The sequence below is a fragment of the Paenibacillus sp. FSL R10-2771 genome (genome assembly GCF_038000205.1).
Taxonomy (GTDB): Bacteria; Bacillota; Bacilli; order Paenibacillales; family Paenibacillaceae; genus Paenibacillus_AQ; species Paenibacillus_AQ phytohabitans.
This window is the reverse complement of record NZ_JBBOBM010000001.1, coordinates 5,628,875-5,644,349: the sequence shown is the minus strand read 5'-3', so window position 1 is coordinate 5,644,349 and position 15,475 is coordinate 5,628,875. Positions and strand designations below refer to the sequence as shown.

Here is a 15,475-nt window from a genome sequence, read left to right as displayed (position 1 = left end):
AATCAGTCTAAAGAATAAATGCAAAAGAATTAACTTAAACGAATTAAGAGTTATCCGCTTCGCTTAACCAGCTGCTGTACAAGTCATCCAGCTTCTGCTGCGCGGCATCCCGTGCCGTCATAAGCTCAGCCAGCTTCCCGGAATCGCTGGCAAACTGCGGGTTCAGCATCTCGCCGTCGATAACACTGAGCTGAGCCTCTGCAGCAGCAATGTCCTGTTCCCAGGAGATGGCTGGACGGGGCTTGCGGTAAGGAGCGGCGGATGCGGCACCACCGGATGGGCGGGGCTTAATGACGGCAGCAGCCATACTACCTGCTGCAGCTGCAGCCTGCCGTTCGGCAGCCGCGGCTTTCTCAGCCTGCTTCTCCTTGTAATATTCATAATTCCCGGAGAAGGATGAGAATTGTCCGCCATCAATATTCCATAGCTTTCCGAAGCAGCGGTTAATGAAATAACGGTCATGCGATACAGCCAGCACGGTCCCGGGGAACTCCTCCAGCGCCTCTTCCAGCGCTTCGCGGGAATCGATATCGAGATGGTTGGTCGGCTCATCCAGAATGAGCAGATTCGGACGGCGGTGCATCAGCACCGCGAAGCGCAGCCGTGTCCATTCTCCGCCGGAGAGATTGGTGATGTTCTTGAATACATCACTGCCGTAGAAGAGAAACCGGGCCAGCTGCCCGCGGGCCTCGCCTTCTTCAAGTCCTGCTTCCTCGCGGAAATAACGGAGCACGGATTGGCCGTTCTCCTCCGGTACAGCTTCCTGGGCCAGGTAGCCGACAACGGCTCTGGAAGCCAGCGTACAGCTGCCGCTGTCCGGGGCTTCCTGCCCGAGAATAATCCGCAGCAGCGTGCTTTTGCCTGCGCCGTTGCCGCCGATCAGTGCCGTAGTCTCTCCATATCTGAGAATGTCACTGGCTGCCGAGAAGAGCTTGCGCTCTCCGAAGGCTTTGCTAATCTGGTCAAGGATTACGACCTGATTGCCGGTCCGGTCATCCTGCTCCAGCTGCAGATCCATGGACTTGCGCTCCAGAACCGGACGTTTGACTCTGACCATCCGGTCCAGCGCCTTCTGCATGGAGGCTGCGCGGCGGGGGAACGAAACGTTCTGCGGATTCAGCTTTCCCCATTCAATCAGCCGCTTGATGCTCTCCTGCATCTGCTTAATCTTCTTCTGCTGCTCCTGATAGTCAGCGAACTGCTGCAGGAGTCTGGCCTCCTTCTCGACCTGATAGCCGCTGTAATTCGTATGGAAGGTGAAAGCTTCCCCGTCTTCGATCTCAATGACCTTTTTAACGACGGCATCGAGGAAATAGCGGTCATGGGAAATGGCCAGCACAGTGCCGTCATAGCTCTGCAGGAACTGCTCCAGCCATTCGATAGCATCCATATCGAGGTGGTTGGTCGGCTCATCGAGCAGCAGAATATCTGGACGGCGCAGCAGAAGCTCGGCGAGGCCGACCTTGGTTTTCTCCCCGCCGGAGAGGGAAGAGAACCGGCGGTCATATTGGCCGCTTCCAATGCCAAGGCCGGTGGCAATACGGCTGATGGAGGATTCAATTTCATATCCGCCAGCGGCTTCGAATTTCTCCTGCAGGTTGCCGTATTCCTTAAGCAGCCGGTTCCAGGCCTGTTCATCGTCACTTGCACCGGAAGCGGACATTGTCTGCTCCAGCTCCCGCAGGCGGCGCTGCCACTGCAAGGGCTCCGCGAAGCTGCGCTGCAGAACCGCATATACGGTTTCATCGTCACTCGCCTCCTGGATCTGCGCGAGCAGTCCGATGACGCTGTTCCGGCGGATGGAGATCTGTCCCTGATCGGGACGTTCTTCCCCGCTCAGCAGATGGAAAAGGGTGGTCTTACCGCAGCCGTTGCGGCCGATCAGGCCGATTTTTTCGCCTTGGCGGATATCGAAGGTGATGTTCTCCAGAACAAGCTGGGCACCGTGGTATTTTTGGACATTTTGGCATGAGATGATCATAGATATTCTCCTTTTATAGGAACGCCCTGACTACTACAAAACAACATAAAAAGGCCGCAGGGAAATTTCCCCGCGGCCTGAGTATTCTCCGGTTTATGAGATCCGTTGAAGTGTAGGCGAGAAAGGCATTTCACAATGTTGTAGTGTTATTAAGTTCGTGTAAATGGACAGAGTTCTCCCGTTGTGGGCATTTACATGAACGATGCCAGCCATAATATTAATCAGCCGGCTGCTAACACTATTGGTCCGATTGTGATCCATTCTCCTACACCTCCTTTTCTAAATTTAAAGTCATTTTAACCAATAAGCCGGGAATAAGCAAGGGGGAAATCCCCTTGCTCTGGTATAAATCCATAAATCCGCAAGTAGTATGGACTATGGCGGAGGAGGAATTGCTGCCAATCTATTATAGGAAAAGGGGATTATGATGGCGATTTTTAACGGATTGCTGGGCAATGCTTCCCAGGTCCCGCTGGAAGATGTGAAGCGGGAATATGCGCAGATTCTGGCCCCGCAGGAAACGATCGAACGCGCCTACAAGCTGATCCGGGATATGTTTATTTTTACGGACAAACGCCTGATCCTCGTAGATAAGCAAGGGGTGACCGGCAAGAAAACGGAATATCATTCGATTCCCTACAAGAGCATCACTCATTACTCGGTGGAAACGGCCGGGCATTTCGATCTCGATGCGGAGCTGTGCCTCTATGTGTCCGGTGCGGCGGTCCCGCTGAAGAAAACCTTCAACAAGTCCGTCAATATCTATGAGGTGCAGGCGGTGCTGTCGCAATATATTCTGAAGTGAGCGTGGTCCCGGAGAAGGTTATCAGCTAAGGGAACGTGAGGGCCGGCTAGACCGTGTACTGAAGAACCAGCCCTCCATAGGCAAAAGCAGCGAGAATAACCAGCGCGGGGTGGAGCTTTAAGTGCTTCAGTGCCCAGAAGGCTATTGCGGCAATGATCAGGGTCTGCCAGATGCCGATGGAGTCTGCCGGGCCTTTGGCCATTTTGAAGGTAAGCACAACCATCATAATGGCGATAACCGGCTGGACAAGCAGCGTCATGCCTTTGACGACAGGCGACTGCTTGTATTTCTGCATCACGTTCAGCAGGATGATCAGCGCAGCAGCGGAGGGGACAATCGTCGCCAGCAGTGCAGCGGCCAGTCCGGGCCAGCCGTAGACATCGTAGCCTACATAAGCGGCGATTTTGGTGGCAATCGGTCCGGGCAGCGCATTGCCGAGCGCCAGCATATTGGAGAATTCTACATCAGTCAGCCAGCCGTAATGCGGCACGATCTCTTCGTACATTAGCGGAATGGAGGAGGGGCCGCCGCCATAGCCGAGCAGATTAGCCATGAAAAACCCGTAGATCAGCTTGAGCCATTCCATTAGGCGGTTCCCCCTTTGTTCTGTTTCGCGAGTATCCGGTAATGGACCGTTCCATAGCCGAGGTATAGCACGATGACTATGGCCGGATGCAGATGCAGCACTTCAAGCAGCACCAGTGCAAGCAGCAGGAAGCCAGCCCCGATCATTACACCAAGGCCCTTAAAAGCCTTCCGGGCAAACTCATAAGCCATCATTCCCAGCATTACCGCAATCACAGGGGAAACCGCAGCGATCATTCCGGCTACAACCTTGGAACCGCTTAAGTACTTTACGGCAGATAACAACGCGATCATCGCAATTCCGCTGGGGAAAATATGTGCCAGCACGGAGAGGATGGCTCCCCGGACGCCTTTTAGCTTATAGCCAAGGTAAGCGGCCATTTTGGTAGCGATCGGACCCGGCAGCGCATTGGCAATGGCAAGCGTCTCGCCGAACTCTTCATCGCTCAGCCAGCCATAGCGGGTTACGGCATCATGCCGGATCAGCGGGATGACGGACGGTCCGCCGCCATAGCCGAGGATGCCTGTTCTGGACATAGCCATAGCAATCTGGATGTATTCGTTACCGGTGGTTTTCATTAGAGGATAGGCCCCATTTCGTAAGTGGATTCCGCAGCGCGGAATGGTGCTTGGCCGCTTGATCAGCTTATTCTATACAATTCATATGCCCGGTTCTATATTACAGGCTCTTATGGACGTAAAGTTTGTGCATGGCTCACAAAAATAACAGCGTGAATTTACGGTTTCCCGGAACCGATTGACAAAGGTTTCGGGCGTACTGTTAAATGACACTAACTTGAACGACACCGGAATGGGAGATGGTCAGCTTGACGACAGGACCTGTAATCGGCACGAAAACGATGGTGGTCAGTCCCCATTATCTGGCATCCGCCGCCGGAGCGCGCATGCTGGTCAAAGGCGGCAACGCCTATGATGCGGCGGTTGCAGTCAGCGCTGCGCTGGCTGTAGTCTATCCGCATATGACCGGGCTCGGCGGCGACGCCTTCTGGCTGGGCTACAGCGCCGGTGAAGGGCGCGTCCGGGCCTACAACGGCAGCGGACGATCCGGCTACGCCGTCCGCAGGGACTGTTACGCGGGGGAGATGGCCATCCCGCGGCGGGGTGTACGCAGCGCCATTACGGTACCCGGAATGGCGGACAGCTGGGAGGCCGTCCAGCGTGAGTATGGACGGCTGACCCTGGCTGAGGTGCTGGAGCCGGCAATCGGCTACTGCACCGATGGATTTCCGCTGTCACCGGACCAGCACGGTGGCAGCGTTCTGGCCGGAGCCGCGCTGTCTCCTGAGGCAGCGGCGATCTATCTTCCCGGCGGCCGGATTCCGGCGGCGGGCGGGAGGTTTGTGCAGCGGCAGCTGGCCGGGACGCTGCGGGCCTTGGCCGCCGGAGGCCGAGATGCTTTTTATAAGGGAAAGATCGCGGAAGAGATAAGTGAGTATATGCAGGCGTCGGGCGGATATCTCACCCGGGATGATTTCGCCGATCACCGGGGGAACTGGGAAGAGCCGCTGTCTACGGACTACCACGGGCACAAGGTCTATCAGGTTCCGCCCAACTCGCAGGGCTTCACAGCACTTATGGCACTCAATATACTGGAGCGTTATAACTTTGCCGACATCGGGCACGGCTCGTATGAGTATTATCATCTGCTGGCGGAGGCGCTGAAGCTGAGCTTCCGTGACCGGGACCGGGTGCTGACCGATCCGGCCTTCAGCAGGATTCCGCTGGATCAGCTGCTGGATAAGGGGTATGCAGCACAGCTGGCGGCATCCATCTCCCCGCAGCAGGCGTTGGCTATCGGCAGTGAGCCGGTAGGCCGGGATACGGCCTATGCTGCGGTCGTGGACGGGGAAGGCAACGCGGTTTCGTTCATCCAGAGCCTGTATTTCGAATTCGGCTCCGGGGTTGTGGCCGGAGATACAGGGATTCTGCTGCAGAACAGAGGCTCATTCTTCTCGCTTGATCCCAGCCATATTAATACGCTGGAGCCGCATAAGCGCACGTTCCATACGCTGATGCCGGCGATGGCCTGCCGGGACGGCAAGCCCGCCTATCTGTATGGCACGCAGGGCGGCGAGGGTCAGCCCCAGACCCAGACCCTGCTGCTGACCCGGATGCTTCATTACGGTATGGACCCGCAGACGGCAGTGAATGAACCCCGCTTCGTCTGGGGCAGAACCTGGGGAGAGCCCACCCAGGAGCTGAAGATAGAGAGCCGGGTGGCAGCAGGCGTGCAGGCCGAATTGGCAGAAGCGGGGCATCTGGTCCGTGCGGTCGGAAGCTATGATGGTGTTATGGGCCATGCCCACGCCATCTCGATTGACGGCAACGGCTACCGCAGCGGCGGTACGGACCCGCGTTGTGACGGTGCAGCCATCGGGTGGTAGCGGATTAACGGTAGCTGTAAGGAAACAGAGGCGCCCGGTCCGTCGGGAAGAAAGGTGGGAACAGCATGGCTCTACATAATCATCATGGTGCGTTCAGAGTTCCGGAGCTTGCGGTTCCCGGCAGCGGACACGGAACTCTGTATGGCTTAAGCTTCACTGTTAAAGATGTATTCGCGGTAGCCGGACACCGTTCATCCGCCGGCAACCCGGACTGGCTGCGCACCCATGAACCGGCGGCTGCCCATGCTCCGGCTGTGAGCAGGCTGCTGCAAGCCGGAGCTGCGCTGCGCGGGGCGGCCCATACGGATGAGCTGATGTACAGCCTGGGCGGGGAGAATTATCACTACGGCACCCCGGTGAATCCGCACGGGGAGGGCCGGATACCCGGCGGCTCGTCCAGCGGTTCAGCGGTGGCGGTGGCCTCCGGCAGTGTGGATTTTGCCTTAGGCACAGATACCGGAGGCTCTGTCCGTGTCCCTTCTGCCTATTGCGGTGTATACGGCTTTCGGCCAACGCATGGAGCGGTTGATATAGAGGGTGTAATCCCGCTGGCCCCGGGGTTTGATACGGTAGGCTGGATTGCAGGCAGCGCGGAGCTGCTGCTGAAGGCTGGCGAGGTGCTCTTGGGACAGCCCGTGAGGGTGACGGATCAGCCTGGTGAGATTCAAAAGGACAAGCAAACGGATGCTCAAAACGGTGAGCCAGCCGATATGAGGAACGATATGAGGAACGATAAAGCCAAGCCGCACAACATTAAGCCAAGCGGTACGCAAACCGGCAAGCAAACTGGCAAGCAAACCAATGCGCACAGGCTGTCCCGGATGTTCATCCCGCCGGAATGCTGGTCATTAGCCGGTCAGGAGTGCGGCGGCTATCTGAAGCTGGGACTGAATAGGCTTCAGACGGGCTCCGCATTGCAGACTGCCGTGATGGAGATTGCCCCGGAAGGCTTGAAGACATGGATGGATGTCTTCCGTGAACTTCAGGGCGCCGAGATATGGGCAACGCATGGCGCGTGGATTGAGCGGGAGCGGCCGGTCTTCGGACCGGATATTGCCGCCCGGTTCACTTGGGCGGCAGGACTTGCCGGAGCGGACCACAGCGCGGCCCGTTCCTTGCAGAGGGGGTTCGCGGAGCGGCTGCGGGGGCTGCTCGGGAATGACGGCTGCCTCGTCATTCCGACCGTGCCCGGCCCGGCGCCGCTGCGCGGCGGAGATCCCGCGCAGCTGGAGCTGAACCGCAGCGGCGCCATGATGCTCAGCTGCATTGCCGGACTGGCCGGGCTGCCGCAGGTTACACTGCCGGTGGCGGGACCCGGCGGCCTGCCGCTTGGACTGTCCATTATCGGCGGGTATGGGCAGGATCTCGAACTCCTGTCATGGGTGCAGGAGGTATGGGAGCGGTGATACTCTGAGTACTGGGAGAGTAAGAGAGTAAGAGAGTAATAGAGGAATAAGAAGAATGTGCTGACCATGTGGACGATACTTAAGCAAACGGGCAGCCGCAGAGTGAACCGGACTCAGAGGACCCTATTTTGCCCAAAAACCTGTTATTCTGCCGGTTGCGGACTCAGGAGCCGTTATCTTGTTCATTGAAGCCGGGAATGAGGGGAAATGAGCTTATTAACGGAATCTGTGTCCGCATAACCTGTGGAAGGCTATAATTCGCCCCAATAAGGGCCCTCCAGTCCGGAACGCTTCACGGCTATCGGTTTCAGACCTTTAGCTAATTGGCCAAACCGGTGTTATTGCCGCCGGATCATCCTGGAGGCAGCGCCAGCGGCTGCGTACAGCCCAAACATAAGCCATATTAATATGGCACTACACATAGAGCAAGCTCTAGTTCTCCCTGACGGAGAATCAGGGCTTTTTTCATATTGAACATCCTATCAAAATCTTTACTGAGGCCTTACAGATGGCCATTCACCGATAATTTGGTTTTTTACCAGCAACCCAATCGTTAAAATTCTGTGACTTACGTGATATTACCTGACATTCATGGTTTATATTTTCACTTTCCTCTTTCCATGAAGGGTCATTTTATCTATAATGTTACATAAAGTAACATAAAGAAGAATTAAAGAAGATGAACCTATAGAAGGAGGGATGGCATGCATCTTACGGTTGAAGAAGCGTTGTCCATTTATCCTTTATCTGAAGCTAAACTCATTGCAGGCTCCAAGGGGAAACACAGGATTGTCAAATCCATCAACGTGATGGATGCCCCGGATATCTCGGATTGGATCAAAGAGGGGGAAATGCTGCTGACTACCGCCTATCTGATCAAAGACAGTCTCGAGGATGCCTCGGCACTGCTGCAGACGCTGAACCGCCGCGGATCGGCGGGTCTTGGCATCAAGCTGGGCCGTTTCTGGGATGCGGTGCCGGAGAAGCTGATTGCCGAAGCGGAAACGCTGAATTTCCCGCTGATTGAGCTGCCGTTCCAGTTCACCTTCTCCGATCAGATGAACGGCTTGTTCCGTGCCGAACTCTCGCGCAGCACAAGTGTGCTGCAGAGCATTATGGAGAAGCAGCGCAAGCTTATGCGCTTCGCCCTGCGTTCCGGACGTAGCCGTCCGCTGCTCGAATCGGTCTCTGAGGTTATCGGCTATCCGCTGGCGGTGATCAGCGCCCGGGGCGCAGCGGTCTTCAATAACTCAGGTTATTCCGACAGCCAGCTGCTGGAGGGTTGGCCCTGGCAGAACCGGAATCAGCGCTTCCGCATCGGCGAATGCTCGGGATACCGGATTCCTCTGATGCAAGGCGAGAAATGCTCGGGTTATCTTCTGTACTGCAGGATTGATCCATTGCTGCTGCCGGTCGAGGAAAGCCTGTTCATCCAGGGTGCTGAACTTATTTCATATCTTATCCATTCCGGGTTTGAGGATTATTTCGAGCATGCCGAGCACCGGGAATTCAGCGGGCTGCTGCGGCGTTGTCTGAACGGCGGGCTGTCGTGTGCGGAGCTGTCCCAGGCGGCGCTTAAGCTGGATGTGCAGCTGCTGCAAGCCCCGTTCCAGCTTCTGCTGACCGACGTGGCCGCTGCTGGGGAAGCGAGGCAGGCGGAGCTGCTGCGGCTGAAAGAGGAGTATCTGGAGCATCCGGTGCTGCATGGGCTGCAGGCGGTTCATTTGATAATGGAAGAGGGATTGCTCTCCCTCTATCCGGCAGGCCCGCTAACCCCGGAGCAGTTCCGGGAGCTGATTAATGAATGTTTTCACAATCTGAAGTTTGATAAAGGCTATTATCCGCGGGCTGCCGTCAGCGGGGTGAAGGTGAAGCCGGAAGGGCTGAAGGAAGCTTTTGCCGAGATTAAGGAATGTATGGGGGTGGTCCAGCAGTGGGGGGCACACGGAAATGTGGTGCATTACCGGCAGCTTGAGCTCCATCTGTTGCTGAACCAGATCCCGGCGGAGACGATGGAGAGATACTGCAGCGGCAGTCTGCGCGGTCTGCTCAGCCGTGAACCGGAATACGTCAAGGAAATGCTCCATACGCTGGAGGTCTATCTGGATAATGACGGCCATGTGAATGAAACTGCGAAGAAGCTGTTTATCCACCGCAATACCGCCACTTACCGGATTGAGAAGCTTAGTGAGCTGCTGGATGTCGATTTCAAAAAAATCAATGATCTCATGAGGCTGAAACTGGTATTCCTGTTCCGCAGAATGCTGGAACGTGAATAGCTGTAGTATGCCTACAAATTAACGGAAGGAGTGGAGTGCACTTGAAAGTAGCCGGAATCTATCTGGCGGCAAGCCGGAGCAAGGAAGCAGTTGCCGGGAGTGGTTCTCTGAAGCAGCCGGGTGGAATAACGCTTGGAGCAGCCACGCTAAGTGAGCTGGAGCGGTGCGGTCTTGATCCGCTGATTGTGGTGGTCCGGGCAGATGATCCTCTGAAATGGATGCCTCCCGCCAGTTCCCGGAGCAGCAGACGTACGGAGACCTGCCTGACGGCTCATTTAGGGCTGTCCTTCTCTCTCCGTTGCGGCCTGAATGCCATTTCATCGCTGCAGCCTGATGCCGTTGTCATCGCTCATGCGGATCAGCCGTTTATTCCTGCGGCGCTGGTGAACCGGCTGACGGATGCCTTTGAGCAGAATCCCGGACTCGACTATGTGGCAAGCATAAATGAAGGTGTGGTGAATCCCCCTGTGTTGTTCGCACAATCTGTGTTTCCGGAGCTTCAGGCACTGGACAGCGATAGGGGGTTATCGGCTATTTTTCATTCTCCCGGCTACAAGGGAATGATGCTGCAGAGTGATTCCGAACGGGATTTCACGGATGCGGAGCTGCCGGTCAGCTTTGGGGAGATTCGCAGAGAATGGAGTGTGCCAAGGGACAACTGACAGCAAAATCGCCATTTTCCAAAATTATGTTAGGGAATATCACATATTTTAAGCATAATTCAAGGTATCCTAGTGCACAAAACACAAAAACGACAGCGATTCTTATAAAATGACACAAAGCTATGTTATATAAATTTACGTAACTGCTGTGTCTCAGTATAGTAGAGATACATTAATGGCTGGAGCCATTAGGAGAGATATCCTGGAGGAGGAGAATTATGAAAAGAAGGGGTCAGGGATTTAAATTCAGCCTGGTAACCATGTTCCTGTTAGCGGTGGTTCTGACGGGGTGCGGCAACAACAATACGGCGTCGAATACGAATGGGGCGGCCACAGAGGCGCCTGCGGTAACGAATGCGGCAGCAGCCACCGAGGCAGCAGCAACAACAGAGCCGGCAGCAGAGAAGCCGACGGTTGCTTTTGTATACATCGGGCCTCCGGGTGACGGCGGGTATACGTATCAGCATGATCAAGGCCGCCTATACATGGAGAAGGAACTGGGCATCAAAGCCGATTTCGTGGAAAATGTACCGGAAAGCGCCGATGCTGAACGCATCATCACTGAACTTGCCCAGAACCATGACATTGTCTTCACCACAAGCTTCGGATATATGGATTTCACCTTGAACGTAGCCGGTAAATTCCCTAACGTGAAGTTCCTTCATGCCTCCGGTTACAAAACAGCCGATAACATGGGTACTTACTTCGGCAAAAACTATCAGGCTAGTTATCTGTCCGGTATCGCGGCAGGCAAAATGACGACAAAAAATCATCTTGGTTATGTTGGAGCCTTCCCGATCAGCGAAGTTATTTATAACCTAAATGCTTTTACCCTGGGAGCACAAAGTGTAAACCCTGATGTCAAAGTGGATGTAGTATGGACCAACACCTGGTATGACCCTGCTACTGAACGTCAGGCGGCAATCAGCCTGCTGGATAAAGGCGCAGATGTTCTGCTGGCTTACCAGGATTCACCGGCTACGCTGCAGGCTGCTGCAGAACGCGGAGCTTTTGCCGGAGGAAATGACTCTGACATGAGCAAATATGCACCGGACAACTATTTGACCAACCCTGTATGGAACTGGGGCCCTTATTACGTAAAAGCCGTTCAATCCGTTATGGATGGAACCTGGAAGAGCGAGCAGTACTCCGGCGATATGGCCGATGGTATGGTTGAGCTTGCGCCGTTCGGCAGCAAGGTTCCGGATGATGTGAAGCAACTGGTGGAAGATGCCAAAGCCAAAATCATCAGCGGAGAGCTGGATGTATTCACCGGCCCGATCTCGGACAACAAAGGAAATGTAGTGGTTCAAGACGGCCAAAAGCTGACGCTTGAAGAAGTGCTTTCCATGAACTGGCTGGTTAAGGGTGTAGAAGGTACCATCCCGCAATAACAGCAGCTTTGAATTGAATACAGCACGGCCTTATGGGTGGGGCGGGTTCCGTATGTCGGAATCTTCCCCACCCGTACTACAACTATAAAGGAAAGGAGCTTCCCACAATGCAGGACCATTCGGTTGAAATGCGCGGGATAGTGAAGAAGTTCGGTTCTGTAACGGCCAGCGATCAAGTCGATTTTTCGGCAAATGCGGGTGAGATTCACGCGCTGCTTGGTGAGAACGGAGCAGGAAAAAGCACAGTCATGAGTATGCTGTCAGGTGTGTACAGGGCGGATGCGGGGGAGATCCTCATTCACGGCAAACCAGCCAAAATCCGTTCTCCGAAAGATGCGGCACTCCTCGGGGTAGGCATGGTATTTCAGAACTTCAGACTGGTGCAAAGTCTCACGGCAGCGGAGAACATCGTGCTTGGCGAAAAGTCGTCTTTCTGGCGTGGCAGCAAGTGGATCAAGCATAAACATGAAGAGATTGAGGCGCTTGGAGAACGGTTTGGCCTCAAATTTCCGGTTGACCGGCCGATCTGGCAGTTGTCTGTCGGTGAACAGCAGCGTGTTGAAATCGTCAAAACCCTGTACCGGGGTGCAGATATTATTATTCTTGATGAGCCGACCTCGGTGCTGACACCGGGAGAGGCGGAGCAGCTGTTTGAAACCCTCAAGGTGATGAAGCAGACGGGGAAGACGGTAATCATGACGACCCATAAAATGAAGGAAGTCATGGCTTCCTCCGACCGGATCTCGGTGATGCGCAAAGGGAAAATGATTGCTACTCTGGAGACGGCCAAGACGGATGAGCTGGAGCTGGCCCGGCTGATGGTGGGCAGAGAAGTGACGATCAGCCGTCAGGAGCGCGAGGCTACAGCAGGGGAACCGTTGCTGGTTGTTAAGGACCTGGATGTTGCTGCCGATCACGGGCGCAAAGCGCTGGATGCTCTGTCGCTCACCGTACGTGAAGGCGAGATCGTAGGGGTGGCCGGTGTCGCCGGCAACGGGCAGAAGGAGCTGGCCGAGGTGCTGACCGGGCTTAGAACGTGGAAGACGGGCGAGATTATTTTTGACGGCAGTCCTGTAAAAACAGCCTCGGTAAGAGGCGCCATCGATTCGGGAATCTCGCATGTGCCGGAGAACCGGATGAAGAGCGGTCTGGCCGGACGCCTGGGCTCCGTCGATAATCTGCTGTTCAAGTCCTACCGCAGTAATGAGCATTCGAAATTCGGCTTCCTGAAGGCTGCGAAGAACCGTTCCTGGTCGCAGGAGCTAGTCCGCCGCTTCAACGTGAAGACACCGGAGCTGGATACCCCGGTGCAGCAGATGTCGGGCGGAAACCAGCAGAAGCTGCTGTTCGCCCGCGAGGTCAGCCACCAGCCGAAGCTGATGGTTGCCGTTCATCCGACCCAGGGGCTGGATGTCGGCGCTACAGCCGGTGTCCACGAGCTGCTGATGGAGCTGCGGAGCTCCGGCAGCGGCGTGCTGCTGATCTCTGAGGATCTCGATGAGCTGCTGCAATTGTCTGACCGCATTCTGGTCATATACAACGGTTCAATTATAGGTGAAAGCGATCATGAGCATGCGGACCGGGAACAAATCGGACTGATGATGGCCGGAATCCGGAACATGGAGGGGAGCGCCGTATGAGTCCGGATACTGGAAGCAATACTGCAGTGCTGGAGCCCTCACCGGGGAAAAGCGGGAAATGGTACTCCCTCAGGCTGGAATACGATTCAAGCCGTACCCGTTCACCGTGGTGGACGCCTGTTCTGTCAGTTATTCTGGCGCTGCTGCTCTGTGCGGTGTTCATTGCCGCCAATGGCATGAGCCCGCTTGTGGTATACGAAAAAATGTTCCGCGGAGCCTTCGGAACCTCCTACGGCTTCACAGAAACCATGGTAAAAGCCATTCCGCTATTGCTATGCGGACTTGGTATCGCGGTGGCTTACCGGATTTCCGTCTGGAATATCGGGGCGGAAGGCCAGCTGACTGTAGGTGCTATGGCGGCTACAGCGGTAACGATTTATTTCCCTGATCTGTCTTCGTTCTGGTCAATCACACTAATGCTGGTCTTCGGTACGGCGGCCGGGGCATTGTGGGGTCTGATGACCGCCGTTCCGCGGACGCATTTCGGTGTCAACGAGCTGATTACGTCGCTGATGCTGAACTATGTGGCTCTGCTGGCTCTGGACTATGTGGTCTTCGGACCGTGGAAGGACCCGAAGGGCTTCAACTTCCCGGGTTCACCTATGTTCACCGCTGCACAGTCGCTGCCGGTTCTGGGAAGCACGCGGCTGCATATCGGGCTGATCTTCGGGCTGGTGGCCGTCCTTATCTATTATCTGATGATCAAATTCACCCGCTGGGGTTATGAGCTGCGCCTGATCGGTGCCAACCCAACAGCTGCCCGCTACGCGGGGATTCATATCAAGAAGCATATCATTATCGTCATGCTGATCAGCGGCGGCCTGGCCGGTATTGCCGGCATGGCTGAGGTCTCGGGGGTTACACATAAGCTGATGCAGGGGATATCACCCGGTTATGGCTATACGGCAATCATCGTGGCTTGGCTTGCCAAGCTGAACCCGCTGGGTCTGATTGTCACCTCCGTTCTGTTCGGCGGCCTGATCGTCGGCGGGTATAGTGTACAGACCATCGGACTGCCTTCGTCCATATCGGAAATGCTGCAGGGTGCGATCCTGTTCTTCCTGATTGCCGGCGACATGATTCACCGTTTCCGCATCCGCCGGAGCGCATAACAGCATTTGCTTAGAGAAGGGAGTTTACCCATGGATTTCACTACACAGTTATTAATAGCCGCCATATCCGCCGGAACACCGCTGCTGCTGGCTACACTGGGAGGCATTCTGACCGAACGGGCCGGAATCATTCAGCTCGGTGCGGAAGGGCTGATGCTGATGGGGGCGGTGACGACCTGTATCGTCTACATACGCAGCGGGAATCTGATCCTTGCCCTGCTCGCAGCTGTGGCCATTACTGCGCTTCTGGGTATGGTACATTCCTTCCTTACAGTTACCCTCCGGGCGAACCAGACAATGTCAGGTCTTGCCATGACGCTGTTCGGCAGCGGACTCAGCGCCTATCTCGGCAAGTCTATCAGCGGTATTCCGCTTCCGGGCACTTCACCCAAGCTGGATCTGGGGGCGTTGAAGTCGGTTCCGGTGATCGGGGATATTTTCGGCCGGATGGATTATCTGACCTGGTTCAGCCTGCTGCTTGTGCTGGTCCTGCATCTGCTGATCCACCATACCTCATGGGGGCTGCATCTGCGGGCAGTCGGAGACAATCCGGCTACAGCGGATGTCATGGGCATCCGTGTACAGCTGATCCGCTATGGCTACGTTACAGCCGGAGCTGCACTGATTGGTCTTGCCGGGGCAGACATGGTGCTGGCCTATGCACCGACCTGGAATGAAGGCCTTACGGCCGGCCGGGGCTGGATCGCCGTCGGGCTGGTGATTTTTGCCAGATGGAATCCGCTGCGTGCGCTCTTCTGCGCATATTTCTTCGGGGCACTCGATTCCCTGGGCTTCCGGATACAGCTGCTGGGCAGTGTGGTGCCGTCTTATTTCCTCAAAATGATTCCTTATGTCGTTACGATTCTGGTTCTGATGTATCTGGGATACCGCAACCGCAACAAGCCTTCCGGCACGCCGGAATCGCTGGGAACACCTTATGTCCGTGAACAGCGGTTCTGAGTTGCTGAATGCTGCATAGAAGGTACAATATAAGATAGTAAGTTTACGCGAGCAGGAAGTACTATAACTATCACGCGGATTTATGGAGTAACACAGGTATGGTCCATTTCATGCAGTTCGAACATCTTAAATCACTGAGAGATCGGTACTTCAGGTGCTGATGGCAAAGTAGATGGCTTGAATGCGGAAATGGGCTTTTTTTACCCTAAAGAATGTTTGAATTTAAACTATGCAAATTAGATGGAT

At 55.3% G+C, this 15,475-nt stretch carries 12 protein-coding genes; 9 read left to right on the top strand and 3 right to left on the bottom strand.

All coding sequences use genetic code 11. The features are described 5' to 3' along the window. Window positions 1-43: 43 nt before the first annotated feature. Window positions 44-1,981: a ribosomal protection-like ABC-F family protein gene (gene abc-f, locus NSU14_RS23935; RefSeq protein WP_340947494.1), complete on the bottom strand. Its 1,938-nt coding sequence runs from the start codon at window positions 1,979-1,981 to the stop codon at window positions 44-46. Window positions 1,982-2,408: 427 nt separating this feature from the next. On the opposite strand from abc-f, the gene NSU14_RS23930 reads away from it, so the two are divergent. Further along, complete coding sequence (locus NSU14_RS23930; RefSeq protein ID WP_039301572.1) at window positions 2,409-2,786, top strand: PH domain-containing protein; 378 nt, start codon at window positions 2,409-2,411, stop codon at window positions 2,784-2,786. A 46-nt stretch (window positions 2,787-2,832) separates the two neighbouring features. Here the strand turns inward: NSU14_RS23930 and NSU14_RS23925 are convergent, their stop codons facing one another. Together NSU14_RS23925 and NSU14_RS23920 are read right to left on the bottom strand one after the other, a co-directional pair. Further along, window positions 2,833-3,372 (bottom strand): chromate transporter, encoded by a 540-nt coding sequence (locus NSU14_RS23925; RefSeq protein ID WP_076248675.1) that lies wholly within the window; start codon window positions 3,370-3,372, stop codon window positions 2,833-2,835. After that, window positions 3,372-3,950, bottom strand: coding sequence for a chromate transporter (locus NSU14_RS23920; protein WP_340947493.1), 579 nt, complete (start codon window positions 3,948-3,950; stop codon window positions 3,372-3,374). The genes NSU14_RS23925 and NSU14_RS23920 overlap by 1 nt, the downstream gene beginning before the upstream one ends. Before the next feature lie 281 nt (window positions 3,951-4,231). Between NSU14_RS23920 and ggt the strand changes: the two genes are divergently transcribed. The 8 genes from ggt to NSU14_RS23880 all read left to right on the top strand — a co-directional run bounded on the left by ggt (window position 4,232) and on the right by NSU14_RS23880 (window position 15,229). Beyond that, window positions 4,232-5,776 carry a gamma-glutamyltransferase gene (gene ggt, locus NSU14_RS23915; protein WP_340948983.1) on the top strand — a complete coding sequence of 515 codons (1,545 nt, stop codon included), beginning with the start codon at window positions 4,232-4,234 and terminating at the stop codon, window positions 5,774-5,776. A gap of 65 nt (window positions 5,777-5,841) precedes the next feature. Then, window positions 5,842-7,182, top strand: a complete 1,341-nt coding sequence (locus NSU14_RS23910; RefSeq protein ID WP_340947492.1) for an amidase family protein — start codon at window positions 5,842-5,844, stop codon at window positions 7,180-7,182. 704 nt (window positions 7,183-7,886) lie between these two features. Next, the gene (locus NSU14_RS23905) at window positions 7,887-9,461 is read left to right on the top strand and encodes a PucR family transcriptional regulator (RefSeq protein WP_340947491.1); all 1,575 of its coding nucleotides are present in this window, start codon (window positions 7,887-7,889) and stop codon (window positions 9,459-9,461) included. 41 nt (window positions 9,462-9,502) lie between these two features. Beyond that, complete coding sequence (locus tag NSU14_RS23900; RefSeq protein ID WP_076248667.1) at window positions 9,503-10,123, top strand: NTP transferase domain-containing protein; 621 nt, start codon at window positions 9,503-9,505, stop codon at window positions 10,121-10,123. A gap of 218 nt (window positions 10,124-10,341) precedes the next feature. Continuing rightward, on the top strand, window positions 10,342-11,517 hold the full coding sequence (locus tag NSU14_RS23895; protein ID WP_076248665.1) for a BMP family ABC transporter substrate-binding protein: 1,176 nt from the start codon (window positions 10,342-10,344) through the stop codon (window positions 11,515-11,517). Window positions 11,518-11,624: 107 nt separating this feature from the next. Next, window positions 11,625-13,157 carry an ABC transporter ATP-binding protein gene (locus tag NSU14_RS23890; protein WP_042134514.1) on the top strand — a complete coding sequence of 511 codons (1,533 nt, stop codon included), beginning with the start codon at window positions 11,625-11,627 and terminating at the stop codon, window positions 13,155-13,157. Continuing rightward, window positions 13,154-14,269 (top strand): ABC transporter permease, encoded by a 1,116-nt coding sequence (locus NSU14_RS23885; protein ID WP_144026223.1) that lies wholly within the window; start codon window positions 13,154-13,156, stop codon window positions 14,267-14,269. Before NSU14_RS23890 ends, NSU14_RS23885 begins: the two co-directional genes overlap by 4 nt. A 30-nt stretch (window positions 14,270-14,299) precedes the next feature. After that, window positions 14,300-15,229: an ABC transporter permease gene (locus NSU14_RS23880; RefSeq protein ID WP_042134515.1), complete on the top strand. Its 930-nt coding sequence runs from the start codon at window positions 14,300-14,302 to the stop codon at window positions 15,227-15,229. Window positions 15,230-15,475 lie beyond the last annotated feature (246 nt).